The organism is Pelagibacterium lentulum (genome assembly GCF_003992625.1).
In the GTDB taxonomy this organism is placed as follows: Bacteria; Pseudomonadota; Alphaproteobacteria; order Rhizobiales; family Devosiaceae; genus Pelagibacterium; species Pelagibacterium lentulum.
On sequence record NZ_RZMW01000041.1, the window covers coordinates 444,252 to 471,080 of the forward strand.

General features: G+C 55.7%; 30 protein-coding genes. 16 read left to right on the top strand and 14 right to left on the bottom strand.

The window, feature by feature from the left end; genetic code table 11:
- Positions 1-2 precede the first annotated feature (2 nt).
- Genes hisA through hisB form a run of 4 tightly spaced genes read right to left on the bottom strand, consistent with a single transcriptional unit; the run spans position 3 to position 2,363 of the window.
- The gene (gene hisA / locus EO133_RS15740; protein ID WP_127073584.1) at positions 3-737 is read right to left on the bottom strand and encodes a 1-(5-phosphoribosyl)-5-[(5-phosphoribosylamino)methylideneamino]imidazole-4-carboxamide isomerase; all 735 of its coding nucleotides are present in this window, start codon (positions 735-737) and stop codon (positions 3-5) included.
- On the bottom strand, positions 734-1,381 hold the full coding sequence (gene hisH, locus EO133_RS15745; RefSeq protein WP_127073585.1) for an imidazole glycerol phosphate synthase subunit HisH: 648 nt from the start codon (positions 1,379-1,381) through the stop codon (positions 734-736). Before hisH ends, hisA begins: the two co-directional genes overlap by 4 nt.
- Positions 1,378-1,746, bottom strand: a complete 369-nt coding sequence (locus EO133_RS15750; RefSeq protein WP_127073586.1) for a DUF2628 domain-containing protein — start codon at positions 1,744-1,746, stop codon at positions 1,378-1,380. The genes hisH and EO133_RS15750 overlap by 4 nt, the downstream gene beginning before the upstream one ends.
- Before the next feature lie 29 nt (positions 1,747-1,775).
- Entirely contained in the window at positions 1,776-2,363 is a 588-nt protein-coding gene (gene hisB / locus EO133_RS15755; protein ID WP_127073587.1) for an imidazoleglycerol-phosphate dehydratase HisB, read from the bottom strand.
- A gap of 157 nt (positions 2,364-2,520) precedes the next feature.
- On the opposite strand from hisB, the gene hslV reads away from it, so the two are divergent.
- Genes hslV through hslU form a run of 3 tightly spaced genes read left to right on the top strand, consistent with a single transcriptional unit; the run spans position 2,521 to position 4,870 of the window.
- A complete protein-coding gene (gene hslV / locus EO133_RS15760) occupies positions 2,521-3,048 on the top strand; it encodes an ATP-dependent protease subunit HslV (protein ID WP_127073588.1) in 528 nt (175 codons plus the stop codon).
- Entirely contained in the window at positions 3,045-3,560 is a 516-nt protein-coding gene (locus EO133_RS15765; protein WP_127073589.1) for a GNAT family N-acetyltransferase, read from the top strand. Before hslV ends, EO133_RS15765 begins: the two co-directional genes overlap by 4 nt.
- Positions 3,557-4,870 carry an ATP-dependent protease ATPase subunit HslU gene (gene hslU / locus EO133_RS15770; protein ID WP_127073590.1) on the top strand — a complete coding sequence of 438 codons (1,314 nt, stop codon included), beginning with the start codon at positions 3,557-3,559 and terminating at the stop codon, positions 4,868-4,870. The genes EO133_RS15765 and hslU overlap by 4 nt, the downstream gene beginning before the upstream one ends.
- A gap of 174 nt (positions 4,871-5,044) precedes the next feature.
- On the opposite strand, the gene EO133_RS15775 is transcribed toward hslU, so the two are convergent.
- The 3 genes from EO133_RS15775 to EO133_RS15785 are packed head-to-tail and all read right to left on the bottom strand — an operon-like array spanning position 5,045 to position 6,806.
- Entirely contained in the window at positions 5,045-5,416 is a 372-nt protein-coding gene (locus EO133_RS15775) for a helix-turn-helix domain-containing protein (RefSeq protein WP_127073591.1), read from the bottom strand.
- Between the two features lie 16 nt (positions 5,417-5,432).
- Positions 5,433-6,056: a Smr/MutS family protein gene (locus EO133_RS15780; protein WP_127073592.1), complete on the bottom strand. Its 624-nt coding sequence runs from the start codon at positions 6,054-6,056 to the stop codon at positions 5,433-5,435.
- 30 nt (positions 6,057-6,086) lie between these two features.
- Positions 6,087-6,806, bottom strand: a complete 720-nt coding sequence (locus EO133_RS15785) for a Tim44/TimA family putative adaptor protein (protein ID WP_127073593.1) — start codon at positions 6,804-6,806, stop codon at positions 6,087-6,089.
- Between the two features lie 170 nt (positions 6,807-6,976).
- On the opposite strand from EO133_RS15785, the gene EO133_RS15790 reads away from it, so the two are divergent.
- Positions 6,977-7,420: an FxsA family protein gene (locus EO133_RS15790; protein WP_127073594.1), complete on the top strand. Its 444-nt coding sequence runs from the start codon at positions 6,977-6,979 to the stop codon at positions 7,418-7,420.
- A 177-nt stretch (positions 7,421-7,597) separates the two neighbouring features.
- On the top strand, positions 7,598-8,161 hold the full coding sequence (gene secB, locus EO133_RS15795) for a protein-export chaperone SecB (RefSeq protein ID WP_127073595.1): 564 nt from the start codon (positions 7,598-7,600) through the stop codon (positions 8,159-8,161).
- Positions 8,162-8,219: 58 nt separating this feature from the next.
- Here the strand turns inward: secB and dnaQ are convergent, their stop codons facing one another.
- The 4 genes from dnaQ to EO133_RS15815 are packed head-to-tail and all read right to left on the bottom strand — an operon-like array spanning position 8,220 to position 10,966.
- Positions 8,220-8,912 (bottom strand): DNA polymerase III subunit epsilon, encoded by a 693-nt coding sequence (gene dnaQ / locus EO133_RS15800; RefSeq protein ID WP_127073596.1) that lies wholly within the window; start codon positions 8,910-8,912, stop codon positions 8,220-8,222.
- Positions 8,909-9,508, bottom strand: a complete 600-nt coding sequence (gene coaE / locus EO133_RS15805) for a dephospho-CoA kinase (protein WP_127073597.1) — start codon at positions 9,506-9,508, stop codon at positions 8,909-8,911. Before coaE ends, dnaQ begins: the two co-directional genes overlap by 4 nt.
- A 4-nt stretch (positions 9,509-9,512) precedes the next feature.
- The gene (locus EO133_RS15810) at positions 9,513-10,340 is read right to left on the bottom strand and encodes a shikimate dehydrogenase (protein ID WP_127073598.1); all 828 of its coding nucleotides are present in this window, start codon (positions 10,338-10,340) and stop codon (positions 9,513-9,515) included.
- A complete protein-coding gene (locus EO133_RS15815) occupies positions 10,337-10,966 on the bottom strand; it encodes a Maf family protein (protein ID WP_127073599.1) in 630 nt (209 codons plus the stop codon). Before EO133_RS15815 ends, EO133_RS15810 begins: the two co-directional genes overlap by 4 nt.
- A gap of 483 nt (positions 10,967-11,449) precedes the next feature.
- Here EO133_RS15815 and hemE point away from each other — a divergent pair, with 483 nt between their 5' ends.
- From hemE to EO133_RS15855, 8 genes are all read left to right on the top strand, one after another.
- A complete protein-coding gene (gene hemE / locus EO133_RS15820; RefSeq protein WP_127073600.1) occupies positions 11,450-12,481 on the top strand; it encodes a uroporphyrinogen decarboxylase in 1,032 nt (343 codons plus the stop codon).
- On the top strand, positions 12,478-12,912 hold the full coding sequence (gene hemJ / locus EO133_RS15825) for a protoporphyrinogen oxidase HemJ (RefSeq protein WP_127073601.1): 435 nt from the start codon (positions 12,478-12,480) through the stop codon (positions 12,910-12,912). The genes hemE and hemJ overlap by 4 nt, the downstream gene beginning before the upstream one ends.
- Before the next feature lie 164 nt (positions 12,913-13,076).
- A complete protein-coding gene (gene rho / locus EO133_RS15830; RefSeq protein ID WP_127073602.1) occupies positions 13,077-14,342 on the top strand; it encodes a transcription termination factor Rho in 1,266 nt (421 codons plus the stop codon).
- A 27-nt stretch (positions 14,343-14,369) separates the two neighbouring features.
- Positions 14,370-15,680, top strand: a complete 1,311-nt coding sequence (gene mnmE, locus EO133_RS15835; RefSeq protein WP_127073603.1) for a tRNA uridine-5-carboxymethylaminomethyl(34) synthesis GTPase MnmE — start codon at positions 14,370-14,372, stop codon at positions 15,678-15,680.
- A 68-nt stretch (positions 15,681-15,748) separates the two neighbouring features.
- Positions 15,749-17,614 (top strand): tRNA uridine-5-carboxymethylaminomethyl(34) synthesis enzyme MnmG, encoded by a 1,866-nt coding sequence (gene mnmG, locus EO133_RS15840; RefSeq protein WP_127073604.1) that lies wholly within the window; start codon positions 15,749-15,751, stop codon positions 17,612-17,614.
- Positions 17,614-18,291, top strand: coding sequence for a 16S rRNA (guanine(527)-N(7))-methyltransferase RsmG (gene rsmG, locus EO133_RS15845; protein WP_127073605.1), 678 nt, complete (start codon positions 17,614-17,616; stop codon positions 18,289-18,291). The genes mnmG and rsmG overlap by 1 nt, the downstream gene beginning before the upstream one ends.
- A gap of 37 nt (positions 18,292-18,328) precedes the next feature.
- Entirely contained in the window at positions 18,329-19,129 is an 801-nt protein-coding gene (locus EO133_RS15850; RefSeq protein ID WP_127073606.1) for a ParA family protein, read from the top strand.
- Positions 19,130-19,140: 11 nt separating this feature from the next.
- The gene (locus EO133_RS15855) at positions 19,141-20,028 is read left to right on the top strand and encodes a ParB/RepB/Spo0J family partition protein (RefSeq protein WP_127073607.1); all 888 of its coding nucleotides are present in this window, start codon (positions 19,141-19,143) and stop codon (positions 20,026-20,028) included.
- A 301-nt stretch (positions 20,029-20,329) separates the two neighbouring features.
- On the opposite strand, the gene EO133_RS15860 is transcribed toward EO133_RS15855, so the two are convergent.
- The 3 genes from EO133_RS15860 to EO133_RS15870 all read right to left on the bottom strand — a co-directional run bounded on the left by EO133_RS15860 (position 20,330) and on the right by EO133_RS15870 (position 22,582).
- Entirely contained in the window at positions 20,330-20,785 is a 456-nt protein-coding gene (locus EO133_RS15860) for a Crp/Fnr family transcriptional regulator (protein ID WP_127073608.1), read from the bottom strand.
- A gap of 300 nt (positions 20,786-21,085) precedes the next feature.
- A complete protein-coding gene (locus EO133_RS15865) occupies positions 21,086-21,769 on the bottom strand; it encodes a response regulator transcription factor (protein WP_127073609.1) in 684 nt (227 codons plus the stop codon).
- A 138-nt stretch (positions 21,770-21,907) separates the two neighbouring features.
- Positions 21,908-22,582 (bottom strand): YggS family pyridoxal phosphate-dependent enzyme, encoded by a 675-nt coding sequence (locus EO133_RS15870; protein ID WP_127073610.1) that lies wholly within the window; start codon positions 22,580-22,582, stop codon positions 21,908-21,910.
- A 90-nt stretch (positions 22,583-22,672) separates the two neighbouring features.
- Here EO133_RS15870 and leuS point away from each other — a divergent pair, with 90 nt between their 5' ends.
- Genes leuS through holA form a run of 3 tightly spaced genes read left to right on the top strand, consistent with a single transcriptional unit; the run spans position 22,673 to position 26,818 of the window.
- Entirely contained in the window at positions 22,673-25,306 is a 2,634-nt protein-coding gene (gene leuS, locus EO133_RS15875) for a leucine--tRNA ligase (RefSeq protein WP_127073611.1), read from the top strand.
- On the top strand, positions 25,293-25,796 hold the full coding sequence (locus EO133_RS15880) for a hypothetical protein (RefSeq protein ID WP_127073612.1): 504 nt from the start codon (positions 25,293-25,295) through the stop codon (positions 25,794-25,796). Before leuS ends, EO133_RS15880 begins: the two co-directional genes overlap by 14 nt.
- Complete coding sequence (gene holA, locus EO133_RS15885; protein ID WP_127073613.1) at positions 25,793-26,818, top strand: DNA polymerase III subunit delta; 1,026 nt, start codon at positions 25,793-25,795, stop codon at positions 26,816-26,818. The genes EO133_RS15880 and holA overlap by 4 nt, the downstream gene beginning before the upstream one ends.
- Positions 26,819-26,829 lie beyond the last annotated feature (11 nt).

The following is a 26,829-nucleotide window of genomic DNA, read 5'->3' on the forward strand; positions in this document are numbered from 1 at the left end:
GCCTATCCTGCAGCCTTTTTCAAAAGCGCCAATGCTTCACGTGAATCAATGCGTCCATCATAAAGGGCGCGGCCCGATATCGCGCCTTCAAGCACGCGGGCATCGGGCTCGATCATACGCTCGATATCCGCAATAGAAGCCAGACCGCCCGAAGCAATAACCGGGATCGACGTTGCCTTGGCAAGTTCGAGGGTCGAGGGCCAGTTGATCCCGGCCAGAACGCCGTCGCGGTCGATATCGGTATAAATGATCGCAGCAACACCAGCGCCCTCAAAGCGCTGAGCAAGTTCGATAGCGGAGAGTTCGGAGGTTTCCGCCCAGCCCTCGACCGCAACCTTGCCGCCGCGCGCATCGATCCCCACTGCGACCCGACCGGGAAAGGCCTTGCAGGCCGATTTCACCAACTCGGGATCACGAACCGCAACAGTGCCAAGGATCACCCTTGCCAGGCCCTTGTCGAGCCAGGCTTCAATATGGGCCAATGTGCGGATGCCACCACCAAGCTGGACGGGGAAATTGACGGCCTCGAGGATGGCGTCAACGGCCGCGCCATTGACGCTTTCGCCGGCAAAGGCACCATTGAGATCGACCACATGGAGATACTCAAACCCCTGGTCTTCAAAGCTCTTGGCCTGGGCGGCGGGGTCGTCGTTAAAAACCGTTGCCTGGTCCATATCGCCGAGTTTGAGACGAACGCATTGCCCGTCCTTGAGGTCGATTGCTGGAAAAAGAATCATGGTTGCCACTTCAAGAAATTGGCGATCAGGGTCAGGCCGAGGCTCTGGCTTTTTTCGGGATGGAACTGGGTGCCGAAAATATTGTCCCGGCCCACCGCCGCCGTGATCGGACCGCCATAATCGGCAGTGGCGATGACCTCGCCGGGATCGTCGACGGCCATATGATAGGAGTGGACGAAATAGGCATGCAGGCCATCGGCACCGGTCTTGATGCCTTCAAAAAGCGGGTGCGTGTTTGAAAGCGTTACGGTGTTCCAGCCCATATGGGGAACCTTGAGACCGGGATCGGAAGGGGCGATCTTTTCCACCGCGCCCCTGATCCAGCCCAGCCCGCGCGTTTCGATCTTTTCGCGACCGACTGACGAGAGCAACTGCATACCAACGCAGATGCCGAGAAAGGGCTTGCCCCCGACAATGACCTGCTCTTGCAGCGTTTCGACCATGCCGGGCACAGCCCGGAGCCCGGCCATGCAATCGGCATAGGCGCCAACGCCGGGCAAAACGATGCGATCGGCTTTGCCGACCCGCTCTGCGTCCGCAGTAACGATAATCTCAGCGTCAGTACCAGCCGCCCACGCGAAGGCCTTTTGCGCGGATTTGAGATTGCCCGCCCCATAATCGATGATGGCAACGGTCTGGATCATGGGCGGGCTCCATAATGCTTTTTGAGCCACAGGTTTTCTGCCTGCGTGCGATCGAAAGCTGCGATATCGCCGTGATCGATCCAGCCCCTGGCCTTAAGCGCCCGGCCCTCGATCGCGCCCGCGGCAAAGCCGGTCCAAAGCGCAAACAGCCCGTACAGCGCGACTGCCGCGTCGGCGCCCATGAACTGCTGGCCCATCCCAAGGGCTGCCGCGATTGCGAGCCACAGGGCCAGATAGAGCCAGAGCCCCTTGGAGAGCGCCCAAAGCGGGGAGAAGAAAAACGCAGTCCAGCGGAATTTTTCCGATACCGCTTCAATCGCTTCGGGACCGTTTTCAGGTTTGGAATAAAGTCCAAAAAGGGTCATGGCGAACCTTTTCGCATGATTATCAGCACTTAAAGCGTGCCTTTCGTCGAGGGAATAGCATCACCGGAACGCGGATCGATTTCGACTGCCTGCCGCAATGCCCGCGCCAAGGCCTTGAAAAGGCTTTCGGCAATATGGTGATTGTTGTCACCATAAAAGCATTCCGCATGGAGCGTTATGCCGGCGTTGATGGCCAGGGCCTGGAAAAACTCACGGACCAGCTCTGTATCGAATGTTCCTATCTTGGGCGCCGTAAAATCCACCCTCCAGACAAGAAATGCGCGTCCAGAAACATCGAGCGCAACGCGTGAAAGAGTGCCATCCATAGGCAGATCGCACGAACCGTACCGGTTGATGCCCTTCTTGTCTGCAAGGGCGGTCCTGAGTGCAGTGCCGATTGCTATCCCCACATCCTCGACCGTGTGGTGATCGTCGATATGAAGATCGCCCTTGGCCTTGATGTCCATATCGATCAGGGAATGGCGCGAAAGCTGGTCCAGCATATGATCAAAAAATCCAATTCCGGTCGCGATAGTGCGCGCGCCCGTGCCATCGAGATTGATGGACACCGAAATCTCGGTTTCATTGGTCTTGCGGTCCAGCTTTGCGCTACGCATCGGGTCATTACCCTTTTTCAAAAGCCCCAGGTGATGTTGCTCTAACAGCTTGTGAGGCGAACGAAAAGCCCGGCAGGGCCATGCGCCATTGCAATTGCTGGGCTCGCGCCTAAATAAGGGCAGAACTGGATTAACAAAACTGGAGCTGGCTGCGCACATGACGACAATCGTATCGGTACGCAAGGGCAATAAGGTGGTGGTTGCCGGTGACGGACAGGTTTCCCTGGGCCAGACAGTCATGAAACACGGCGCCAAAAAGGTTCGCCTGCTTGCCAATGGTTCGGTTATTGCCGGTTTTGCCGGTGCGACCGCAGACGCCTTCACCCTTTCCGAGCGTCTTGAGGCAAAGCTGGAGCAGTATCCTGGGCAATTGATGCGGGCTTGTGTGGAATTGGCAAAGGACTGGCGCACCGACCGCTATCTGCGCCGGCTCGAAGCGATGATGATCGTTGTCGATAAAACCGATTCTCTTGTCCTGACCGGCACAGGCGACGTTTTAACCCCTGAAGACGGCATTACCGCTATTGGTTCGGGCGGCAATTATGCGCTCGCCGCTGCACGGGCGCTAGCCGATAGCGACAAAAACGCCGAGGAGATCGCCCGCAAGGCCATGGAAATTGCCGCCGACATCTGCGTCTATACCAATTCGGACATCACACTGGAAACGCTTGAGACGGACAATTGAGCATAGATGTCCGTCTTCTGGGCAAGGAGGATGCCAGGGCCTATGCCGCCTTGCGCCTTTCGGGCCTTAAGAACGATCCTCGGGCCTTTGCCAGCGACTACGCGACCGAAGCCAGCCGCGATCCAGATTATTTCCGCCAGCGGTTGGAGCAAAATCATGTTTTCGGCGCTTTCGAGGGCACCAGACTTAAAGGGATAGTCGGATATGGCATACCCCGGCAAAGCTCCATGGCCCATCGCGGACATGTCTGGGGCATGCTGGTCGATGAGAATGCGCGAGGAACAGGCCTTGGTGCCTTGCTGCTCGAAACGCTTGTCGGCCACGCACGAGCACAGGGCCTACGCCAACTCCATCTTGGGGTTGGAACCTATAACGAAGCTGCGATCCGGCTTTATAGGCGTGCAGGATTTTCCGTTTATGGCACCGAACCGCGCGCGCTTCATATCGAAAACACCGATATCGACGAGCACCTGATGGTGCGCTTTCTTGATAAAAAAGAAGAAAAGTTATGAGTGAGAGAAGTTTTTCGCCCCGTGAGATCGTTTCCGAGCTCGACCGCTATATCGTCGGGCAGTCCGGCGCCAAACGGGCTGTGGCGATAGCCTTGCGCAACCGCTGGCGGCGCCAGCAATTGCCCGAAGAAATGCGGCGTGAAGTTTCACCCAAGAACATCCTGATGATCGGACCGACCGGGGTGGGCAAAACCGAAATCTCGCGCCGGCTGGCGCGGCTGGCCCAGGCGCCCTTCATCAAGGTCGAAGCCACCAAGTTTACCGAAGTGGGCTATGTGGGCCGCGATGTCGAACAGATCATTCGCGATCTGGTTGAATCGGGGCTTTCCCTGTTGAAGGAAAAACGGCGCGCGGAAGTCAAGGCCAAGGCCCATTTGAACGCGGAAGAGCGCGTTATCGATGCGCTGGTTGGCCATTCCGCCACGCCATCGACCCGCGACGCCTTCCGCAAAAAGCTACGGGATAACGAGCTCGACGACAAGGAAATCGAGATCGAAGTCACCGGCGGGCCTGGTGGATTTCCCATGTTCGAGATCCCCGGCATGCCTGGCGGCGGCGCCGGCATGATCAATCTTTCCGATATGCTGGGCAAGGCTTTTTCGGGCAAGGGCCAGAAGCGAACTGTCAAGGTCAAGGACAGCTACGATATTCTGATCACCGAGGAGGCGGACAAACTGCTCGATCAGGACAAACTGACGGCCGAGGCCATCGAACTTGTCGAAAATCACGGTATCGTCTTTCTCGATGAGATCGACAAGATCTGCCTGCGTGAAGGCCGTGGCGGGGGCGACGTTTCGCGTGAAGGCGTACAGCGCGATCTTTTGCCCTTGATCGAAGGCACAACCGTTGCGACCAAATATGGGCCGGTCAAAACCGACCATATCCTGTTTATCGCATCGGGCGCCTTCCATGTGGCCAAGCCTTCAGACCTGTTGCCCGAACTGCAGGGACGCTTACCGATCCGGGTGGAATTGCGGGCGCTGACGCGTGAGGATTTCATCAAGATTCTTTCGGACACCGAGTATTCGCTGATCCGGCAATATGTTGCCCTTATGGGCACCGAAAACGTGGACCTGTCCTTTACCCACGATGCGATCGAGGCCATTGCCGATATTGCGGTGTCTGTGAACGGGTCGGTGGAAAATATCGGCGCACGGCGATTGCAAACGGTGATGGAAAAACTTGTCGAAGACATTTCCTTTGAAGCGCCGGACAAGACCGGCACACGCCTTGAAATCGATGGCGAATTTGTCCGCAAGACCGTTGCCGGCCTGGCTGGCGATGCGGACCTGAGCCGTTATGTCCTTTAGGGCCGTTCAGGATTGATTGAATCAAATCCTTGGCTCTAAGTCCTTGTTTTGTCGTGTGTCCGAACCGCAAAACCGTTTTCACCCTCGGATCAGGTCCAAGAGCATGCTTTTGCTGGACACGCTCTAGGATGCCTGGCTGATCGATCGAGGTACCGATGCAATGCCATCGGTACCTCAACTTTTCTGCCGAACGGCGCGCCGCATGATCTCGTCGCGGATTTCGCGCATCTCGTTGGGGCTCAGCCGCTTGATTTCCCGGGCAAGCACATTTGTCAGCTCGGTCGCTTCAGGGGGCAGGCCCGCTGTATCGATTGAAATTTTGGGATCCGATATTTCCGCGAGCCTTTGAATTTCCTCGGCTTCGTCCCAGATGACGTTGAAAAAGGCGATTATACGCTGAACCATATACCAGGTCGGCTTGCCACGTTTTCCGTGTTCAAGCGCCGACAAGTAGGCGCTTGAAACGTTGAGCGCCCTGGCCATGTCCTTGAGCGCGATATTGCGATCGGCACGCATCTTGCGCAGTTTCGCACCTAAGGGAGTCATCGGGTCTTCTCATTTGTCATGGCCGTATCCTTTTGAGACGGACATAAAATGCACCTTCACCGCCATGACTCTGATGGGCCTGATCGATACCCGCAACAAAAGGCTTAACGTCCCGGTCTGCCAGCCATAAGGGCAGCATGGCGCGCAGGATGCCCTTCTGTTCGATTTGCAGGTAGCCGGTCTTTTTCAAGCCCTTGCCGGTAATGACAAGGACCGTCCTGTCACCACGTGCTGCGCGGGCCGGAATAAAACGCTTAAGGGCGGCAAAAGCCTGTTCCTGTGTCAGCCCGTGCAGATCGAGTGTGCCATCGATTGGAACATGACCGCGTTCAAGGCGCCTTTTGAGACCGGGTTCAATCGGGGTCTCTTTCGGCTTTTGGGCGGAGCTCCGATTTGCAGCAGCAATAACCGGCCGACTTGACGGCATGGCAGGGGTCGAAAAATGCCCGGACGATCGACCCGCCTTGTCGGGCACGGATTCGGCATTTCTCGCTTGAGCTTCGAGCGCCTCCAACATGGCTTTGGGGTCTGCGCTCTTGCGTTTCAGGATGGGATCGATCGTCCGTCCGACCTCTCGCCACAAATCCCAATCGCGCACGGGTCCCGGCCTTTTCCGTTTGTCGGGACCCTTTTTGCCCATGCCACAACCTCGTCCGCTGCCCGGAGCGGACTATTCGAGATCGTTTGTCGCAACCAGCTTCCAGTTGGGGTCGCGCGAGCGGGTATTGCGCAGAAATGTCCACTCGTCAGCAATGGCAACAACCTGGCCTGGCGTGCCTTCGACGGCTTCACCAGCGCTGTCGCGCGTAACGGAAACCACTTCCGCATCGATCCGCAGGGTCAGCACAGCATTGCGACGATCCATTTCGGCTTCGACAAATTCGATGTTGGAAAGACCGACAAAAGTGAAATCGACCGTCTGGCCCTGGCTCTCGCGTTCGGCAATGGCAGCCTCGAAACTGTCATAGACATCCTTGTCCAGCAGCATCTTGAGCGTCTTGCGATCTCCGGCGGCAAAAGCCGTAACGATCATTTCGTAAGCGGACTTGGCGCCTTCGATAAATTGCTTGGGCGAGAAACCACCATCAGCTTCCACGATATCGCGTAGACCCTGTTCGATCTCACTGTTGCCCTTGGCGAGTTTTTCGATCTCGGCCTCAAGCTTGCGCTGGGCACGCTCGGCCTCTTCATCATTGACCTGCGGCTTGCGGGTCGGCAGCTGCACAACGGTATCGTCGTTGTCGGATTTTGTGCGCGAAATATTTTCATATCGGGGACTAGGCGGACGCTCATTGCCTGTTCGAGTGCCAAGCACCGAGCGCAGACGCAGCAGCACAACGACAGCTACCACGATGACGATGAGTGTGGGGAAGTCCAAAAATTCACCCATGAGTGTCCGTATCCTCCGGAAACAACCTGTGATCGACGGCGATCAAAGCGCTCTTTGCCTCGCAACCGCATGTATGATGACCTATATATAAGCAAACGCCTCGTGCAAACCACCTCACGTGCGTTAATGCTGAACTCAATGTGATCATATCAACAAAGGATGGCACATCCATGGGGCGTTTGATCCTTGTTGCGGTGCTTTTGGCGCCCTTTATCGAAATTGCCGTCTTTATCTGGGTCGGTGGCCATATCGGCATATTTTCCACGCTTGCCGCAACCATTGCCACCGCTCTGATCGGGCTTATTCTTCTGCGTTGGCAGGGATTGGGACTGCTGATGGATTCCCGCGCCATGATGGCGCGCGGCGAAGTACCAGCAAAACAGTTTGCCGAAGCCATGATGCTCGCCTTTGCCGGCCTTTGCCTGATTCTTCCCGGTTTTGTAGGCGATGCCATAGGATTTATTCTTCTAATACCGCCAGTCCGTAGCCTTATCTTCAAGCACATGAGCCGGAGCATGGTGGTGGTCACAAATTATGAGCCAGGATACCAACGAGCGCCAGAGACCAGCCCACGGGCAATTGATCTGGATCCGGATGAATATCGCAAGGATTAGCGCCAAAACCCGCCTTTGCCTTGCCGGTAGGCCACAAAAATGCTAGCCAGCGGCCCGAAAATGAATTTTCCGGCTGCCTTTCCGGTAAGCTGAACATCATCAGACCAAGAAACTCGCAGCTATGCTTCTTGGGCTTTAGACACGCAAAAAACACAGAGAAAAGGGAAGATCGCCATCATGGCTGAGGATACCGAAAACAAGACCGCTCCCGAGGCCAACGCGGCCGCAGCCGATCCGCAGAATGCTCCGGCATTCGGGATCGTAGGCCAATATATTCGCGATCTCAGCTTTGAAAATCCAAACGCTCCGGCCTCGCTCATCGGCGCGGCTGCAACCGGATCGGGCGCGCCGGGCTCCAATGTCAATATCAATGTTCAGGTCAAAAAACAGGCCGATGACGTTTACGCGGTCGAACTGGGCCTGACGGTCAAGACCGAGCGCGACAGCAAGGTCCTTTATGCCGTCGAACTCGTCTATGGTGGTCTGTTTCGCGCAAAAAACATTCCGGAAAACCAGCTTGGTGCGCTGCTGATGGTCGAAGCACCACGGCTTATCTTCCCCTTTGCACGTCAGGTTCTTGCCGCAACCATACAATCGGGCGGTTTTGCGCCTCTGATGCTCGAACCGGTCGATTTCCTGGCCCTTTACCGGCGCAATCTTGCTGCCGCGGCCGAAAAGCAAAAGCAGGCCCAGGCCTCTGCTGGTGAAGGCGAAACGCCTGCCAATTCGACCGTCAACTAAGCAGTTAGGCGTTACAGCCATAAAGCCCCTTCCAGTCCTTTCCGGCTGGAGGGGTTTTTTATTGGTATTGCGACCAGAGCGCCTTTTCACCCATGGACGCAACAAAGCTGTCATGGGCCTTCTGTTCATCCTGGGTCAATCTCGAGGCCAAAGCATTGGGGCGCATACGGGCGGTGGGCCGCTCTCTTTGGCCCTCCATGGCTTCTTTTTCCGCCTGAGCGGAGAGCGCCAGTGCCACCTGACGACCGCCGATCAGTTCAAGATAGACCTCGGCGAGAATTTCGCTGTCGAGTAGCGCTCCGTGCAGCGTGCGCCGGGAATTGTCTATGCCGTAATGGCGGCAAAGCGCATCAAGGCTGACGCGCGCTCCAGGATGGACCTTTCGCGCCAGCGCCACCGTATCGATCACCCTGTTGGAAAGCGCTGGCTGGCCAACCCATTCAAGCTCCGCATTGAGGAACCCCATATCGAATGGCGCATTATGAATCACAAGCGTCGCATCGCCAATAAAATCAAGAAAACCCTGAAAACATTGGGCGAAAAGCGGTTTGTCGCGCAAAAACTCGTCCGAAAGACCGTGAACTTTGAACGCTTCTTCAGGCATGTCGCGTTCTGGATTCAAATAGATATGGTGATGCGCACCGGTCGGAATGTGATTGATCAACTCAACACAGCCAATTTCGACAAGTCTGTGCCCTTCTGCCGGAGACAGGCCTGTGGTTTCGGTATCAAGAACGATTTCGCGCGTCATTCGCACTTCTCCGGCTCGACCCAAAGCTCTTTTATGATCTCTTCGGTACGTGCCCTTGTTTGTTCGATCGCACCCGATGTATCGATCAGAAAATCACCACGTTGTTTTTTTTCCTCCTGACTCATCTGGCGCGAAAGCAGCATATCGAGGCGCTCAGGATCCATGCCCGCGCGCTTGAGTGCGCGCTGGCGCTGAATCTCGTCGCTGCAATGGGTCACGATAATGCAATCGAGCGGATAATTGGCACCGGTTTCAAAGAGCAGAGGGATTTCCACCACTGCAACGGCCATCCCGCGAGCCTGCGCCTCGTCCAAAAATTCAAGAGTTTTTTCCCATACCAAGGGATGAATGAGCGTTTCGAGTTCGCTTATACGTTCAGGATTTTCGGCTAATTGCGCGCTAAGCGCCTGGCGGTCGACCTTGCCGTCTCTGACTGTGCCGGGAAACATCGCCTCAACCATTGGAACCGCTTCGCCCCGGTAAAGCTCATGCACGGCTTCGTCGGCAGAATAGGTCGGCACACCCATATTTGCGCATTGATTGAGAACCGTCGTTTTTCCGGTCGCCATCGAGCCGGTCAATCCAATCCGTAACATCGGGTTATTGTCCCATAGCCCTGAGAATATGATTGCGCAGCGCAGGCGAAACCTGCGGGCGATGTCCGAACCAGGCTTCAAATCCAGGTACCGCCTGATGAAGCAGCATACCCAGCCCATCGACAATGTGAAGCCCTATTGCCTGCGCGTCAGCAAGAAGCGGCGTCATAAGCGGGGTATAAACCGCATCGGTTACCAGTGTCGATTTTTCCAGTCTCGTCAGGTCGAGACCGTCAAAGCGACTGCCTTTCATGCCGACCGCGCTTGTATTGACAACGATCTGGGCGCTAGGCGCCAACAGATTGAACGATGAGAGCGCGCCAGGGACAATAAAATCCCCCATTTCCGCGCGCAGCGCCTCGGCACGCTCCGGGGACCGGTTAAGAACATGAATATGCCTGGCACCGCGGACATGAAGGCCAGCGATAATGGCGCGGGCGGCACCGCCTGCGCCCAGAACCAAAGCGACCTCCAGATGTCTATCCCAACCTGGCGCATTCTGATCGAGATTAGCCAGAAAGCCAGGTTCATCGGTGTTGGAGCCTGAAATGCCGCTTTCGCCTACAACCAGGGTATTGACCGCGCCGATGGTCGCGGCACGCGGATCGACAACGTCGCAAAGCGACATAACCGCTTCCTTGTGAGGGATCGTGACATTGCCGCCAACGAACTGGCCAAGCCTTAGCCTATCGAGAAAGGCCGCGAGTTCATCGGGTGCAACATCGATTGCCTCGTATGAGCCTGCTATTCCATAGTGATCGAGCCAATAGGAATGGATCTTTGGGGAAAGCGAATGGGCAATCGGATGGCCGATAACAAAAGCCTTTTTCATTGGTTCCCCATTGCCTGACCCTGTATCGATTTTTGACCGAAGACCTGCGGCGCATGGATTTCCAGTGCCTCGATGAGCGGAAGCAACGGTAGCCCCAGGATTGTGAAGTAATCGCCCTTGACCGACTGAAATAGGCGCGCCGATGGTCCTTCCAGCCGATAACCGCCGACAGACGACAGAACCGCATCGCCTTCAAGCGCAAGCACGGCTTCAATCCTTTCCTTGCTATAGGGCTTGAGCTCAAGGTCAGCCGAATCGAGATGCTGGAAAAGCGGAACGCCGTTTTTGACCAATGCAACACCAGAATGCAGCTGATGTGGCTTGCCCGAAAGGGCCTCAAGCTGGCGCGCTGCGTCGGCAAGTGTTGAAGGCTTGTGAATTTCAAGCGTGCCGCATTGCAGGGTCTGATCGGCCCCTATGACAAAAGCCTCAGGATTTGAGGTACTTACCGCCATTGCCTTTGCCACCGAAAGGGCGATTGCCACCTCTTTTGGGCCGCCACCGGTTGCTCTTGTTTCCGATTCCAGCGCGCGCTCATCGACCGAAGCGGTCTGGCACAGAAAATTCAATCCCACAGAACTGAGAAGGGTTTTCCGCGTTTTGCTTTTCGAGGCAAGGATCAGCATGAGCAAGGGTCTTGTGGATAGCGATGCAGGTGTTTTTCCACATCGCCTTCCCCAAGAAAAGGTGTTTGGCTCGGAGGGTGCTCAAGCGTCCACTGTTTTCCCCGCTGACCCTTTATGGGTTAACAAGTTGTTAAAAGTGCATTTCCATGACGGGCTGTGGAGAAGTATGCGGAAAACGAGCTCTTGCCGCGCGCACCGATATTAACGAAGCGTTAAGAGTTCTTAACAAGACGTAAATCTTAACAAATGCTTAAGCTGCAGGCGATTCAAGCCCGCGATACACGATCTGGGTCGAAAGATTCACAGGGCGGAAACGCGCGCAACTGCCGCAGGCCAGTATTTCGGGCATCGCTTGTGGGCGCCAAGGAATTTATGCAAAACACAGGCATAAAGAAAAAGAAGAACTGTTTAAGATTCTTTTTTTGAGGAATGTCCCGATCTTAGCCGCTAGGCTCTGCCCACGCTCAGCCAAGAAAGCCATCTATGCCCCAGCCTACAGGTAAGCCTTTACTCGATACCGCTTTGGGATTTCGTCAGAAGCGCCCACCGATCTGGATCATGCGTCAGGCCGGGCGATATCTGCCCGAATATCTCAAGGTTCGTGAAACGGCGGGAAGCTTTCTCGATCTTTGCTACAATCCTCAATTTGCAACAGAAGTGACGCTTCAACCGCTACGACGGTTTGACCTGGATGCAGCGATTCTTTTTTCGGACATTCTCGTTGTGCCCGATGCGCTAGGGCAAAATGTAAGGTTTGAGAAAGGCGAGGGACCGGTTCTTGAAGCGCTTGGACCAACCGATATTGCCAAGCTGAAACCCGAAGCGGCTCTGGATCATCTCGCACCGGTTCTTGAAGCGCTGTCGCGTATTTCATCGTCGCTCGATAAGAACAAGACCATGATCGGGTTCTGCGGAGCACCCTGGACCGTGGCAACCTATATGCTGGGCGGAAGAGGGTCACCGGATCAGGCAATTGCGAGATTATTCGCGCTTGAACATCCTGAAGAATTTTCTGCTCTCATCGATATTCTCGTCGAGGTTTCGGCCCAATATCTCATTGCACAGTTCAAAGCGGGCGCGGATATCGTTCAAATATTTGAAAGCTGGGCGCTAAATCTGGATGACGTCGCCTTTGCCAATTATGTAATTGACCCCAATAGAAGGGTCATTGAGAAGGTACGGGCCGAAATCGCGGACGCTCCCATTATTGGCTTTCCGCGCGGAGCCGCTGGAAATCTTGCCGGCTACGCCAAGGCGACCAAGGTCAATGTGATTGGGCTCGATTATGCCACCCCCCTTGAGTTTGCGCGTTCGCATTTGCCCGATGATCTCGGGGTTCAGGGCAATCTCGATCCCTTGCGCCTGGTTGCTGGCGGTGAGCAAATGCAAGAGCGTGCAAGAACGATCATCGAGGCTTTCTCGGATCGCTGCCATATCTTCAATCTTGGCCATGGTATCGTTCCCCAGACACCGGTTGAACATGTCGAAAAACTGATCGGGATCGTCAAGGGATGAACTGGTACGCCTGGACTTTGGCTCTGCATGTTATTGCCGTCATCGCCTGGATGGCTGGTTCGCTTTATCTGCCAAGGCTTTTTGTCTATCACGCAGATGCAAAGCCGGGCTCGGAGATGTCGGAAACCTTCAAGATCATGGAACGGCGGCTTTTAAAAGCCATCATGACGCCGGCCATGGTCGCGAGCTGGATCTTGGGTTTGACACTTGCCTTTTATTTTGGCGCAGTCGATTTTTCCCAGGGTTGGATGTGGCTCAAGGCGGCGTTCGTTCTCGCCCTCTCGGGCTATCACGGGCTTTTGGTGAAACATCAGAAAGCCTTTGCGGCTGACAGGAATGAGAAATCGGCGCGCTATTTCCGCGCCATCAACGAAGTCCCGACCGTCTTTATGATTATCATCGTGATAGCGGTCATCGTGAAGCCGTTTTGATCCTTTTTGCTACCTGCTCGCGGTTGTGCTTGCAATCAGGCGGTCAAGTGGTTTATGGGAGGGGAGAAGTCACACATTCGCTGTGAATCGAGCCGTAAACGAGCTCGAAACCTCCCCCGCATATTATTCTTAAGCAAACATCATCTCCCTTTAGAAGGCTGATCATGGAATTCATGAAGCTTCGGGACCTAAAGGCCAAATCTCCGGCCGAATTGCAGTCCTTTGCAGAAGACCTCGAAATTGAAAACGCCAATACCTTGCGCAAGCAGGAATTGATGTTTGCAATATTAAAGCAACTGGCTACCCGCGATGTTGACATCACCGGGGAAGGGGTTGTGGAAGTTCTTCCCGATGGATTTGGATTCTTGCGCTCGCCAGACGCTAACTATTTGCCCGGCCCGGACGATATTTATGTCAGCCCATCGCAAATCCGGCGGTTTGGTTTGCGCACGGGGGATACGGTTGAAGGCCAGATCCGTTCGCCCAAGGAAGGCGAGCGCTATTTTGCGCTGTTGAAGGTCAATACGATCAATTTCGAGGATCCTGAGAGAGTCCGGCATAAGATCAATTTCGACAATCTGACGCCGCTTTATCCCGATGAGCGGTTGAAGATGGAAATGGACGATCCGGCAACAAAGGATCGTTCCGCAAGAGTTATCGATCTGGTTGCCCCGTTGGGAAAGGGACAGCGCGCGCTTATTGTTGCGCCGCCGCGTACCGGTAAGACGGTATTGTTGCAAAATATTGCACAGTCGATCGCAACCAACCATCCCGAGTGCTATCTCATCGTTCTGCTGATCGATGAGCGGCCGGAAGAAGTGACCGACATGCAGCGTTCAGTGAAGGGAGAGGTTATTTCCTCGACTTTCGATGAACCGGCGTCCCGGCACGTTCAGGTCGCCGAAATGGTGATCGAGAAGGCCAAAAGGCTCGTTGAGCACAAGCGCGATGTCGTGATTCTGCTCGATTCGATTACGCGGCTCGGCCGCGCCTATAACACGGTAGTGCCGTCCTCGGGCAAGGTCTTGACCGGCGGTGTGGACGCAAATGCTCTTCAGCGTCCAAAGCGGTTTTTCGGTGCGGCACGCAATATCGAGGATGGTGGCTCGCTGACGATCATTTCCACGGCGCTGATCGATACCGGCAGCCGCATGGATGAAGTCATCTTTGAAGAGTTCAAAGGCACCGGCAATTCGGAAATCGTTCTTGATCGCAAGGTATCCGATAAGCGTGTATTCCCTGCAATCGACGTCACAAAGTCCGGCACCCGCAAGGAAGAACTGCTTGTGGAGTCCGACATCTTGCGCAAAATGTATGTTCTGCGCCGCATTCTCAACCCGATGGGCACAGTGGATGCCATGGAATTCCTGCTCGATAAATTGCGTCAAACCAAGACCAATTCCGAGTTCTTTGATTCCATGAACACGTAAGCGTGTTCCAATGCCTGGCTTGAGTCGATGACGCAGCCAACCCTTGTCGCACTATCGTCTGGCAGCGTGCCATCAGGCGTCGCTGTCATTCGGTTGACCGGACCTCAATCCTTTGCAGCGGTTGCGGCTTTGGCGGGCGGGTTGCCCCGACCCCGCCAAGCAAGCTTACGGACGCTGAAAGATCCGGCAAACGGTCAACCTCTCGACCAGGGGTTGGTCATCGTCTTTCCGGCTCCGCACAGCTTTACCGGACTTGATTGCGCGGAACTTCAGGTTCACGGGTCACCAGCCGGTGTAAAGGCAATTCTGTCTGTATTGACTGCATTTGAAGGTGTCAGGCTTGCGGGCGCAGGCGACTTTACACGGCTGGCATTTGAAAACGGAAAGCTCGATCTGACAGAGGTTGAAGGCCTTGGAGACCTCCTGGCCGCCGAAACGGAAAGTCAGCGGCGCCAGGCATTAACGCGGTTTGACGGTGCGCTATCACGTCGTGTCGGAGATTGGCGCCAGGCGCTGCTGGATTTGCGGGCTGAGATCGAAGCCAGGCTGGACTTTTCCGACGAGGACGACGTTCCGTTCGAGCTTCCTGCGCATTTCAAGGCCGATATCGAAAGTCTCGAAAACCAATTGGCTGACGCTCTTGCGCGTTACGACAGCGGGCGGATTGTGCGCGAAGGTTTTCGGATCGCCCTTGCAGGTGCGCCAAATGCTGGCAAATCGAGCTTGCTCAACGCCCTGGCAGGATCTGATGTTGCGATCGTAACCTCGGAAGCCGGTACTACGCGCGATACCAAGGACGTCACTATCGATCTTGGTGGGATGCTCGTAATTGTTACCGATACGGCGGGCTTGCGAGAGACGGACAGCCTGGCTGAACAAGAGGGTATCGTTCGGGCCCGACGGGCGATAGGTCATGCCGATCTGGTCCTATGGCTTGAGGCTCCGGATGTGGAAACCATTCCCAGGCCCCAAGGCATCGACACGCCAATCTGGATTGTGTCTAGCAAAACCGATATAGGCGCTGCCGCTCCCGATAGCGATTTTGCGCTATCGATGAAAGACAAGGACAGCATATCCGTCTTGCTTTCGAAACTGGAAGACCATATCAAGACGCGCATAAGGACGAATGAGCCAGGCCTGATCAGTCACTTGAGAGATAAAGCGGCGCTTGAAGCTGCAGCCGAAAATCTGCATCAGGCAATTGCGCATATCGGAATACCGGAGTTATGCGCAGAGGATCTCAGACAGGCCAGCGATCAGTTGGCGGAACTGATCGGGTTGATTGACACCGAACACGTTCTGGACAGACTGTTTGCAGGTTTCTGTATTGGCAAATGATTCACGTGAAACACATGCGCGGCTCTAAAAGATTCACGTGAAACACGAGATGATGAAGGATACCGCCTATGACCACTTATGAGGTCATCATTGTAGGGGGAGGCCATGCCGGCTGCGAAGCCGCTGCGGCTTCCGCGCGGCTTGGTGTTCCAACCGCGCTCATTACGCATAGGCGCGCGACGATCGGAGAGATGAGTTGCAACCCTGCAATCGGTGGCTTGGGCAAGGGTCATCTCGTGCGTGAGATCGATGCGCTTGACGGTGTCATGGGGCGTGTTGCCGACAAGGCCGGCATCCAGTTTCGCGTCCTCAATCGACGCAAGGGACCGGCTGTGCGTGGCCCGCGGGCGCAAGCGGATCGGAAGCTGTACCGCGAGGCCATGCAGTCCGAACTATCCGAAACGCCGAATCTTGAGATTGTTGAAGGGGAAGTCGACGACCTTGTCGTCGAGCACGGGAGGATTGCGGGTGTCCAGCTTCTCGACGGGCGCGTATTTTCCGCAAGGGCTGTCGTTCTCACTACGGGCACTTTTCTGCGTGGTCTGATACATCGCGGTGATGAGATGATACCGGCGGGCCGGGCCGGGGAAGGGCCAGTTCTCGGGCTATCGCTGCGGCTGGAGGCGCTCGGGCTTAAGCTTGGGCGTTTGAAAACAGGAACGCCGCCGCGCCTTGATGCCCATTCCATCAACTTTGCGGTTCTCAATGAGCAGATTGGTGACAATCCTCCAGAACCGTTTTCCGCGCTAACCAGCGCCATTACGACGCCACAGATATCGTGCTTTGAAACGCGGACAACCCCTCAAGCCCATGCGATAATATCGAGCAATCTGGGGCGCTCGGCGATGTATTCAGGTCGGATCAGCTCGCGTGGACCGCGTTACTGTCCATCGATTGAAGACAAGATCGTGCGCTTTTCGGATAAGGATAGCCACCTGGTGTTTCTTGAGCCAGAAGGCCTGGACGATCCAACCATATATCCGAATGGGCTTTCAACGTCTCTGCCAGAAGACGTGCAGCTTGCCTTTCTGCGCGCAATGCCTGGTCTTGAGAATGTGGTGATCAAGCGTGCCGGATATGCCATCGAGTACGATCATGTCGATCCGCGAGAGCTTTCGCCAAGCCTGATGCTACGTGCGTTGCCGGGCCTATATCTGGCCGGGCAGATCAATGGAACGACCGGCTATGAAGAGGCAGCAGCGCAAGGTCTGCTGGCGGGAGCCAATGCGGCGCTGGCGGCCAAAGGTGCTGCGCCGCTTATCCTGTCCCGCACCAATTCCTATCTTGGCGTTATGATCGACGATCTGATCTCCCGCGGCGTGACGGAGCCCTATCGCATGTTTACCTCGCGTGCGGAATTCAGGCTGCATTTGCGCTCTGATAATGCGGATCAGCGTCTTACCGATCTGGGGATAGGCGTTGGCCTTGTTGGCCAGGAGCGCCGGGAACATCATTGTGAACGTATGGCACGCCTCGATGCGGGAAAGTCTCTGCTTACGCGGTTGACCGCAACGCCAAATGAAGCACGGAAAGCCGGTGTCAATGTGAATGCAGACGGCGTTCGCCGTTCCGCGTTTCAACTGCTGAGCTATCCAACGACGCAGCGCGCCGATCTTGAGGCCATTTGGCCCGAACTCGCTGACATCGATGACAAAAGCTTTGAGCAATTGGCAATCGATGCCCAGTATGCGGTTTATCTCGATAGGCAGCAGGCGGATGTGGAAGCTGTTCAGCGCGATGAAGCGCGTGAAATTCCAGACTGGCTGGACTATGCGCTTCTGCCTGGCCTTTCCAATGAAATGAAACAGAAACTCATCGATGCTAAGCCGCAGACCATTGCGCAGGCGCAAAAAATTGAAGGTGTCACACCGGCCGCATTAACTTTAATCCTCGCAGTTATCCGTCGCGGCCGCCTGGATAAGAAAGCCAGCTGATGGACCCGACGGTGGCGTTTGAGGCATACGAGCCGTATTTCTCTAGAGATTCCAAAACGATAAAGAGAGATCTGGAATCTCTAGAGAATCTTGTTCTCAAATGGCAGCGTGTGCAGAATCTGGTTTCACGTGAAACACTGGATCAAATATGGTCGCGGCACATTCTGGATTCGCTGCAAATCTTGCCTGTTTTACTAAGAGGACGATCGAAGGTAGGGGCAACCACTGACCACGGCGCCGTTCAAATATGCGATATTGGCAGCGGAGGAGGATTTCCGGCACTGCCGCTGGCAATCGCGTTGAAGGGTGCGGACATACGATTCCACCTTGTCGAATCGAACGGCCGCAAATGTGCCTTTCTCAATGCGGTGGGCCGGGAACTGGGTTTGGATATTGTCGTTCATAACGCACGAATCGAGGCTCTCGATGCTGAAAATCTCGGTTCAATTCACGCCTTTACCTCGCGCGCGCTGGCGCCAATGCCCTTGCTTTTCAGCTATTTACACCATTTATGGACACCAGGCGCCGTTGCGGTGATCCATAAGGGGCAGGAATTTGGTGAAGAACTAGGCCAAGCGGATTCAGTTTGGTCTTACGATGTGCTAAAGCATAATAGTCAGACGGATCCAAACGGTGTTCTGTTGGAAATCCGGAACCTGACGCAAAGGTCAAGTTGAGCTAAGTTATTGAAACCAAATGGTTTCTGGAGGCCATATGCAACCGCGCATCCTTACACTCGCCAATCAGAAGGGGGGCGTCGGTAAAACGACGACGGCCATAAATCTTGCCACTGCGCTGGCCGCAATTGGCGAGCGCGTCCTGATTGTCGACCTCGATCCGCAAGGTAATGCGTCGACAGGGCTTGGGCTTGGCCGGCACCAGCGCGAAAGGTCTTCGTATGATCTGTTGCTCAACGAGGCGACGGTTTCCGAAGCGGTTTCGATGACAAGCGTGCCCAATGTGGCGGTGGTGCCGTCGACCATGGATCTGCTTGGCGTCGAACTCATGATCGCCGCGGAGCGGGATCGCGCTTTCCGTCTTAAAGAAGCATTGCGCAGCGCGCATGAAGTGTTGATCGATGGCAAGCCGGTCACCTATGTGCTGATCGACTGTCCGCCATCTCTCAATCTTTTGACTATCAATGCGCTTACGGCTGCCCATGCCGTGCTTGTGCCGTTGCAGTGCGAGTTTTTTGCGCTTGAGGGCTTGAGCCAATTGCTGCAGACGATCGAGCAGATTCGGTCGACGCTTAATCCTGCGCTTTCGATCCAGGGGGTCGTGATGACAATGTATGATAAGCGCAACAATTTGTCCGAACAGGTGCTGACAGACGTGCGCGAGCATATGGGTACGCTTGTGTATGATACCGTTATTCCGCGCAATGTTCGGCTGTCCGAGGCTCCCAGTTATGGCAAGCCGGCTCTGCTTTACGATTTGAAGTGTGCTGGCAGTCAGGCCTATCTGCGTCTGGCAACCGAAGTGATCAAGCGCGAACGTCAGTTGCGTGCGGCGTGATGGAGACGAATATGAACGAGAAACCTTCCCGCCTCGGCCGTGGTCTAGCCGCCCTCATCGGTGATATGGCGCCAATCGACGCGCCGCGGCAGGCAGATACGGGGTCGGGTATTCGGCGCTTGCCGGTCGAGTTTGTCATCGCCAGCCGGGCCAATCCCCGTAAGGATTTCGATGCCGAATTGCTCGATGATCTGACCAATTCGATTCGCGAAAAGGGTGTAATGCAGCCGCTTCTCGTGCGGCCGAGCGCGCAGGGGCCTGACGTTTACGAAATTATCGCCGGCGAGCGGCGCTGGCGCGCGGCGCAGAGAGCCGGGCTGCACGAAGTGCCTGTCATCATTCGCGAAGTCGATGACAAAGAAGCGCTTGAGCTGGCAATTATTGAAAATGTGCAGCGCGCCGACCTCAATCCGCTGGAAGAAGCCCAGGGCTATGGGCAGTTGATGGATCAGTTTGCGTACACGCAGCAGGATCTGGCGCAGGTTATCGGCAAATCGCGTTCGCACGTGGCCAATACATTGCGCTTGTTGCGCTTGCCCAGGGAAGTGCAGGATATGCTTGAGCGTGGCGATCTGACTGCAGGACATGCCCGCACCCTGATTACTGCCGAAGACCCGCTGGCTCTGGCGCATCGCATCGTGGCTTCGGGGCTTTCGGTGCGTGAAGCCGAAGCTTTGCACCAGAAGGACGCCGAAGCGCGCAAAGGTCCAGGTGAGGGCTCTGGGGCGACGCGCAAGGCCGCTGAGAAAGACGCCGACACATTGGCGTTGGAAAGGCAGCTTTCCAATGCGCTGGGGCTTTCGGTCAGTCTCGATCACAAGGAAAAGGGCGGCAAGCTCGAAATTCGCTACAAGACCCTTGAGCAATTGGACGGGATTTGCGCTCGGCTCATGGGCTGAGGCCTGGAGCCTATCCTGTTGTGATTCAATCAAAACAGGGTCTTTAAGTCCTTATTATAGCGCGTGGTCGAACCGCGAAACCGTTTCAGCCCTCGGATCAAGTCGTCCAAGGGTATGCCGGATACGCTCTGGCACTCACGTCAAACAGAGTTTCGCAAGGCAGAAGCGGCCAGTGTTTCACGGGAAACATTGGCCATTGGCGCGTGGGATGATCTTGTAAGGCATTGTAAAATATCGGCAAACGTGGAAGATGCGTTGTCCCTGATCATGGAGCAGGGGCGGGCGGCCCGATCAGAGCCGCTCAGTTTCCAGAGAAGCGTGGCGCAAGGCGGGCGATGGAGTCCAGATAACGTGCGAGCTCATCGCGTAAGGTTTCCGAGACGCTTTCGGCTAGTGCCGGATCTGTTCGCAATAGCTTCAAAAAGGATTCACGTGGAACAAACACCAGTCGCGCCGGTTCGGATGCAACGATCGTAGCGGAGCGCGGCCGCGTAAGCAGCAAGCCCAGTTCACCGATCAGTGCAGGCGCGGTAATGTCGTAGTCGCCGCTCTCGCCCGTTGCCTCATCAAAGGCTTCCAGCCGGCCTTCAAAAAGGATGTAGCCACCATCGGCGGGATCGCCGATGCTATAAAGCACATCGCCAACGCCGAGCGAGACAATTTCACTGACAAAGCTCAGCAGATTGAGCTGTTCGTCGGAAAAATCGGCAAACAGGTCAAAATAGCGGAAAGCTCTTGTGACCTCGTTGTCGTGCATAAATGCCCCCGCGGCATCAACCTCCGTCCTGCTGGGCAAAACGATAGCTGACAAACTCACCTTTGGCGCCGTTCAGCGAAATTCCATGTGCAAAATTCATACACTCGCCTGGCCGAACGCCGTCCAGGTTCATATCTGCCACATTTATGCGCAGGCGCAAAGGGTTAGCGCGAATCAGGCTGTGAGTTTGCATGCGGAACAGCCCAAAAGCGCCCAGAGCACGGAGATCATTATCGGCGCGCGTGGTAATAACCGATAATAAACAATGGCTTACAGGTTATGGGTCAAAAGCGGGCAAGGTTAGGGGATCAGGCGATAGCCGCCCTCCTCGGTGACCAGTAGCCGCGCATTTGAAGGATCGCGCTCTATCTTTTGCCGCAGGCGGTAAATGTGGGTTTCCAAGGTGTGCGTCGTTACCCGGTTATTGTAACCCCATACCTCAGCCAACAGAATGTCGCGGGATATCGTTTTCGACCCTTGGCGATACAGAAATTTCAGAATGGCCGTTTCCTTGTCGGTCAGACGAATTTTGCCACCGTCCCCGTTCTCCAGCGTCTTTGCGGAAGGCTGAAATGTGTAGGGTCCAATGGTGAAAACGACATCTTCGCTTTGATCGTGCTGGCGTAATGCGGCCCGCAGACGGGCAAGTAGAACGGAAAAACGAAAAGGTTTTGTGACGTAATCGTTGGCACCGCTTTCCAGTCCGAGAATTTCATCGGCGTCACTGTCGTGACCGGTCAGCATGATAACCGGTGCCCGAAATCCATCGTTGCGCATGAGCTTCAGCGCCTCACGCCCGTCCATATCGGGCAGTCCGACGTCGAGTACCATGAGATCGATATGCTCATTTTCTACCATCGCACGCGCCTTGGCAGCTGTGTCCGCGTGGGAAATTTCAAATTCCTTATAAGGGGTTAGCTGCTCAATCAGGGTTTGGCGCAGGTCGACATCATCGTCGATTATCGCGAGGCGGCGCTTGATCATGGGCAACTCCAGTAAAATTTGTGTGGATGGCCGTCCATTCTGGCAATCTAACGACGGACATATGCCGTGCCAATCACAACGCTGTTATTCCAGTAATAATACGCCTGAAATGCTCAATTGGTTCAATCATGACGCCAACTATCGGCTGCCAAACAGCGCAGAACCAACTCTTATATAGGTAGCACCCATCAAAATTGCAGTCTCGAAATCCGCGCTCATGCCCATTGAAAGCTGTTCAAGGCCAATATTGCGTGCCAATTGCGCCAATTGCGCGAAATAGGGACCAGCCGCCTCGTCAACCGGAGGAATGCACATAAGCCCTGCCACATTGAGGCCGTGCTCAGTCTGACAGCGGGACACAAATGCTGCGGTTTCAGAGGGAGAAATGCCGGCCTTCTGCTCTTCAAGCCCGATATTGACCTGAACAAAGCAGGGCAAATGGCGGCCCTGTCTATCCATCTCCTTTTTTAGCGCGCCCGCGAGTTTGTCGCGGTCAAGCGAGTGTATCACATCGAAAAGCGCGACGGCTTCCTTTGCCTTATTGGTTTGCAAGGGCCCGATAAGATGAAGCACGATATCGGGGTACTGTGCCTTGAGACCAGGCCATTTGCCGATTGCTTCCTGAACGCGGTTTTCGCCGAAATGGCGTTGGCCTGCCTCAATGAGCGGCGCAATCGCCTGGACGTCGAAGGTCTTGGAAACGGCAATCAATTGCGCAGGTTGCGAGCCTTCAATTCGTGCAGAAGCACGCTCGATACGGTCTGTTATGCTGGAAAGCCGCGTTAATGCGGCATCATGAGGGGCTTGGGCCATTGCAATGGTTGACCTTACTGCGCTTTTCTGGTGAAGGTCCGCCTAGCTAAAATCTCTCAAAAACACAAGTCGAGGCCGGGCAAGACCGTCATGGCAAACGCCACAGAACGCTTAAATGAGCGCTACAATCCGCGCGAACAAGAACCTTTCTGGCAGAGAATCTGGTCCGATCGCGGCACGTTTACAGTGACCGACCCCGATCCGAAGGATCCATACTATGTCCTTGAGATGTTCCCATATCCATCCGGGCGCATCCATATGGGGCATGTGCGCAATTACACGATGGGCGATGTCGTGGCGCGTTATCAGCGCGCCATGGGCAAGACGGTGCTGCATCCAATGGGCTGGGACGCTTTCGGTATGCCAGCGGAAAATGCCGCGATGGCCAACAAGGTGCATCCGCGTGCCTGGACATACGAAAACATTGCCTCGATGCGCAAGCAGTTGCAATCGATGGGGTTTTCGCTCGATTGGAGCCGGGAGTTCGCTACCTGCGACGAGGATTATTATCATCGTCAGCAGGAATTGTTCATCGACTTTCTCGAGGCTGGCCTTGTTACCCGCAAGACCTCCAAGGTCAACTGGGATCCTGTCGATCAAACGGTTCTGGCCAATGAGCAGGTGATTGACGGGCGCGGCTGGCGATCGGGCGCTCTGGTCGAGCAGCGCGAATTGACTCAGTGGTTCTTCAAAATTTCCGATTTTGCCGAGGAATTGCTCACTGCAATTGATGGGCTGGACAACTGGCCTGAAAAGGTGCGCCTGATGCAGCGCAACTGGATCGGCCGGTCCGAAGGGCTCAAAATTCTGTTCGAGATCGCCGAACGCAAAACTGGCGCCAAGACCGTAGAAGTATTTACTACAAGGCCCGACACCTTGTTTGGCGCGTCCTTTATCGCGCTTTCACCCGATCATCCGCTGGCTGGTGAACTGGCAAAATCCGATGAAGCCCTGGCAGGGTTTATCGCGGATTGCCGTCGCATGGGAACCTCGGCAGAAGTAATTGAAAAAGCGGAGAAAAAAGGATTCGCAACCGGATTGCAGGTCAACCACCCGGTGATCGATGGAGCGCGTCTTCCTGTCTATGTCGCCAATTTTGTCCTGATGGACTATGGCACCGGTGCCATTTTCGGCTGTCCGGCGCATGACCAACGCGATCTCGAGTTTGCCAATGCCTATGGCCTGCCGGTCCTGCCGGTGGTGTTGCCGCCTGATGCCGATGCGGAAAGTTTTGTGATCGACAAGGAGGCTTATACCGGGCCGGGAACTGCGTTCAACTCCGGATTTCTTGATGGGCTTGAGGTTGAAGCGGCGAAGGACGCGATTGCGGCACGGCTCGAGGCACGCACGATCGATGGCAAGCCACAAGCGGTTCGTCAGATCAATTACCGCTTGCGGGACTGGGGTGTTTCACGCCAACGGTACTGGGGCTGTCCGATCCCGGTCATCCATTGCGATACCTGCGGTGTGGTTCCGGTGCCGAAGGCCGATCTGCCCGTACGTCTGCCCGAAGATGTGGAATTTGATACGCCTGGCAATCCCCTGGACCGGCATGCCTTGTTCCGCGATGTGGAATGTCCCGAGTGTGGCGCCAAGGCGCGCCGGGAAACCGATACGATGGACACATTTGTCGATTCGTCCTGGTATTTTGCGCGCTTTACGGCGCCAAAGGCCGATACGCCGGTTATTCCCGAAGTTGCGAACAAATGGCTGCCGGTCGATCAGTATATCGGTGGGATCGAGCACGCGATTTTGCATCTGCTCTATTCGCGGTTTTTCACCCGTGCGATGAAGCAATGCGGGCATCTCGATGTTGCCGAGCCGTTCAAGGGCCTGTTTACCCAAGGCATGGTCACCCATGAAACCTATAAGGACGCCAATGGCGCTTGGGTCGCACCGGCCGACGTTGTGATTTCGGCTGAGGGCGGCGATCGCACGGCAAAACACGCCACAACCGGCGAGGTGATTTCGATCGGGTCGATCGAGAAGATGTCGAAATCGAAAAAGAATGTGGTCGATCCTGACGAAATGATCGAAACCTACGGTGCCGATACCGCGCGCTGGTTTGTTCTCTCCGATTCACCGCCCGAGCGCGACGTGCAATGGACCGAGGCTGGTATTGAGGGCGCATGGCGTTTCGTTCAGCGTGTCTGGAAACTTGTGTCCGACGCGGTTTTTGTGCTCGAAACGCCAAATGATGTCCTTGTTGCCGACGATGCCGCTTCCCAGGAAATGCTTAAAGCATCGCATCGGGCTGTCGCCCAGATCGGTGCCGATTTTGCAGCTTTGCGTTTCAACCGCTCGGTCGCGCAGGTTTACGAACTGACCAACGCAATCTCCAGGTTTTTGCCTCAGGTTGCGCAAGAGCCGAGCCTGACCCGGCTCAAGGCTCTGCGTGTTTCGGTCGAGCATCTGGTGCAGATGATTGCGCCGATGATGCCGCATCTGGCCGAAAGCTGCTGGGCGGCATTGGGACACAAGACGCTCGTTTGCGATACACCATGGCCAAAAGTCGATCAGAGCTACCTGGTCGACGATGTGGTCGTTCTGGCAGTGCAGGTAAATGGCAAGCGTCGTGGAGAAATTTCCGTGCCGGCGGATGCCTCTAACGGTCAAATCGAAAATGCAGCCTTGTCACTGGATGCCGTTGTGCGCATTCTTGAGGGCCAGGCACCCAAAAAGGTGATTGTCGTGCCCAAAAGGATCGTCAATGTCGTTGCCTAGCCTCAACCGCCGTCACGTTCTGTTCGGGCTCGGTGCGGCTTTAGGGACTTTTGCATTGCCGGGGTGCACACTCACCCCCGTCTATTCAGATCGGGGTGCGGCCGCGCAACGCCTCAATCTGCGCTATGCGGCGCCCAATTCGCGGCTCGAGCAGGTATTTTACCAAACGCTTTCCGCACGGGCGGGCGCGACGCGCAACCATGATGCGCCGGAGCTTTCCGTTTCGATTGCGATTTCCGAATCACGGATCGGGCTCACGACCGTTTCGACGCCCTTGACGGAATATCAGATCGTTGCTGCTGCCAATTATCAGGTGAGGCGGGGCGATGAAGTTCTGGTTTCGGGGCGGCGAACAGCAACAGGTGGTTATCAACGTTCCGGCCAGCTCGTTGCCAATGACGCGGCAAAAAGCGATGCGGAAGAGCGCGTGGTGCGTGCGTTGGCTGAAACGGTGCGGCTGGCGCTTGTGGCCGAACTTTCTGCCCCATGACCGCGCTCAAGGGGCGGCAAATCGATGCCTTCCTGACAAAGCCGGATCTCAGTGCCGGTCTTGTGCTCGTTTATGGCCCCGATGGCGGTCTGGTCAGTGAGAATGCAGCACTGGTCTGTCGGCAATTGGCCGAGGCGATGGGGGGCGATCGGGACGCGGTGATCAGTCTGCATATGAGCGAAGTCGAAGCCGATCCGCAAAGGCTGGGCATTGAGGCACGTACACCATCTCTGTTTGGTGGCGGTCGCGTGATCCGGATAAGGGGCGCCAGCAACAAGCTCTCGGCAACGCTTGAGGAACTGCTGTCCGAGGGCGCTGACGTCGGCTTTGTCGTTGAAGCTGGCGATCTCAAGCCTGCCGATTCCCTGCGCAAACTTGCCGAAAAGCGCGCAGACAGCCGCGCCTTGCCCTGCTATGCCGACAACGATCAGGCAATTGATGCGCTGATCCGAAAAAGTTTTGCCGAAGCCAATATTCAGACAGAGCCCGATCTTGTGCCCATGCTGCGCGATATGTTGGGCAATGATCGTCAGGTGACCCGGCGCGAAATAGAAAAACTTGTGCTTTTCGCCGGTGAAGGGGGCACATTGAATCGGGACGATGTTGTTGCGCTTTGTGGTGACAATGCCGCGCTGGCGATTGACGCCGTGGTTGATGCCATTGGCACCGGCCATGCCAAAAAATTTGACGATGCCCTTACCCGTGCGATGGCGGCGGGAACCGACGCACAGCGCCTGCTGATCGTTTCACTGGGCCATTTTTCACGGCTCAGGGCTATGCGGGCCGAGCGCGATATGGGGGCCTCGAGCGATCAGATCATCGCCAAGGCCATTCCGCGCATTCATTTTTCGCGGAAATCGGTATTTGAGCAGCAATTGCGGGTCTGGAGCGATGAATCGCTAGCCAGCGCCTGCGCCCGGCTGGCTCTGGCGGTCGGAGAGGTCCGGAAAAATCCGGCCCTTGCAAATGCAGCGGCGCGCCAGGCAATGCTTGCGGTTTGCCTGGCGGCCGCGCGGCGATAAATTGCGCGCGT

What these genes read in the sequence shown, in the direction of transcription:
- hisA (WP_127073584.1), bottom strand. Translation starts at nt 737, where the DNA reads ATGATTCTTTTTCCAGCAATCGACCTCAAGGACGGGCAATGCGTTCGT.
- hisH (WP_127073585.1), bottom strand. Translation starts at nt 1,381, where the DNA reads ATGATCCAGACCGTTGCCATCATCGATTATGGGGCGGGCAATCTCAAA.
- EO133_RS15750 (WP_127073586.1), bottom strand. Translation starts at nt 1,746, where the DNA reads ATGACCCTTTTTGGACTTTATTCCAAACCTGAAAACGGTCCCGAAGCG.
- hisB (WP_127073587.1), bottom strand. Translation starts at nt 2,363, where the DNA reads ATGCGTAGCGCAAAGCTGGACCGCAAGACCAATGAAACCGAGATTTCG.
- hslV (WP_127073588.1), top strand. Translation starts at nt 2,521, where the DNA reads ATGACGACAATCGTATCGGTACGCAAGGGCAATAAGGTGGTGGTTGCC.
- hslU (WP_127073590.1), top strand. Translation starts at nt 3,557, where the DNA reads ATGAGTGAGAGAAGTTTTTCGCCCCGTGAGATCGTTTCCGAGCTCGAC.
- EO133_RS15775 (WP_127073591.1), bottom strand. Translation starts at nt 5,416, where the DNA reads ATGACTCCCTTAGGTGCGAAACTGCGCAAGATGCGTGCCGATCGCAAT.
- EO133_RS15780 (WP_127073592.1), bottom strand. Translation starts at nt 6,056, where the DNA reads ATGGGCAAAAAGGGTCCCGACAAACGGAAAAGGCCGGGACCCGTGCGC.
- EO133_RS15785 (WP_127073593.1), bottom strand. Translation starts at nt 6,806, where the DNA reads ATGGGTGAATTTTTGGACTTCCCCACACTCATCGTCATCGTGGTAGCT.
- EO133_RS15790 (WP_127073594.1), top strand. Translation starts at nt 6,977, where the DNA reads ATGGGGCGTTTGATCCTTGTTGCGGTGCTTTTGGCGCCCTTTATCGAA.
- secB (WP_127073595.1), top strand. Translation starts at nt 7,598, where the DNA reads ATGGCTGAGGATACCGAAAACAAGACCGCTCCCGAGGCCAACGCGGCC.
- dnaQ (WP_127073596.1), bottom strand. Translation starts at nt 8,912, where the DNA reads ATGACGCGCGAAATCGTTCTTGATACCGAAACCACAGGCCTGTCTCCG.
- coaE (WP_127073597.1), bottom strand. Translation starts at nt 9,508, where the DNA reads ATGTTACGGATTGGATTGACCGGCTCGATGGCGACCGGAAAAACGACG.
- EO133_RS15810 (WP_127073598.1), bottom strand. Translation starts at nt 10,340, where the DNA reads ATGAAAAAGGCTTTTGTTATCGGCCATCCGATTGCCCATTCGCTTTCC.
- EO133_RS15815 (WP_127073599.1), bottom strand. Translation starts at nt 10,966, where the DNA reads ATGCTGATCCTTGCCTCGAAAAGCAAAACGCGGAAAACCCTTCTCAGT.
- hemE (WP_127073600.1), top strand. Translation starts at nt 11,450, where the DNA reads ATGCCCCAGCCTACAGGTAAGCCTTTACTCGATACCGCTTTGGGATTT.
- hemJ (WP_127073601.1), top strand. Translation starts at nt 12,478, where the DNA reads ATGAACTGGTACGCCTGGACTTTGGCTCTGCATGTTATTGCCGTCATC.
- rho (WP_127073602.1), top strand. Translation starts at nt 13,077, where the DNA reads ATGGAATTCATGAAGCTTCGGGACCTAAAGGCCAAATCTCCGGCCGAA.
- mnmE (WP_127073603.1), top strand. Translation starts at nt 14,370, where the DNA reads ATGACGCAGCCAACCCTTGTCGCACTATCGTCTGGCAGCGTGCCATCA.
- mnmG (WP_127073604.1), top strand. Translation starts at nt 15,749, where the DNA reads ATGACCACTTATGAGGTCATCATTGTAGGGGGAGGCCATGCCGGCTGC.
- rsmG (WP_127073605.1), top strand. Translation starts at nt 17,614, where the DNA reads ATGGACCCGACGGTGGCGTTTGAGGCATACGAGCCGTATTTCTCTAGA.
- EO133_RS15850 (WP_127073606.1), top strand. Translation starts at nt 18,329, where the DNA reads ATGCAACCGCGCATCCTTACACTCGCCAATCAGAAGGGGGGCGTCGGT.
- EO133_RS15855 (WP_127073607.1), top strand. Translation starts at nt 19,141, where the DNA reads ATGAACGAGAAACCTTCCCGCCTCGGCCGTGGTCTAGCCGCCCTCATC.
- EO133_RS15860 (WP_127073608.1), bottom strand. Translation starts at nt 20,785, where the DNA reads ATGCACGACAACGAGGTCACAAGAGCTTTCCGCTATTTTGACCTGTTT.
- EO133_RS15865 (WP_127073609.1), bottom strand. Translation starts at nt 21,769, where the DNA reads ATGATCAAGCGCCGCCTCGCGATAATCGACGATGATGTCGACCTGCGC.
- EO133_RS15870 (WP_127073610.1), bottom strand. Translation starts at nt 22,582, where the DNA reads ATGGCCCAAGCCCCTCATGATGCCGCATTAACGCGGCTTTCCAGCATA.
- leuS (WP_127073611.1), top strand. Translation starts at nt 22,673, where the DNA reads ATGGCAAACGCCACAGAACGCTTAAATGAGCGCTACAATCCGCGCGAA.
- EO133_RS15880 (WP_127073612.1), top strand. Translation starts at nt 25,293, where the DNA reads ATGTCGTTGCCTAGCCTCAACCGCCGTCACGTTCTGTTCGGGCTCGGT.
- holA (WP_127073613.1), top strand. Translation starts at nt 25,793, where the DNA reads ATGACCGCGCTCAAGGGGCGGCAAATCGATGCCTTCCTGACAAAGCCG.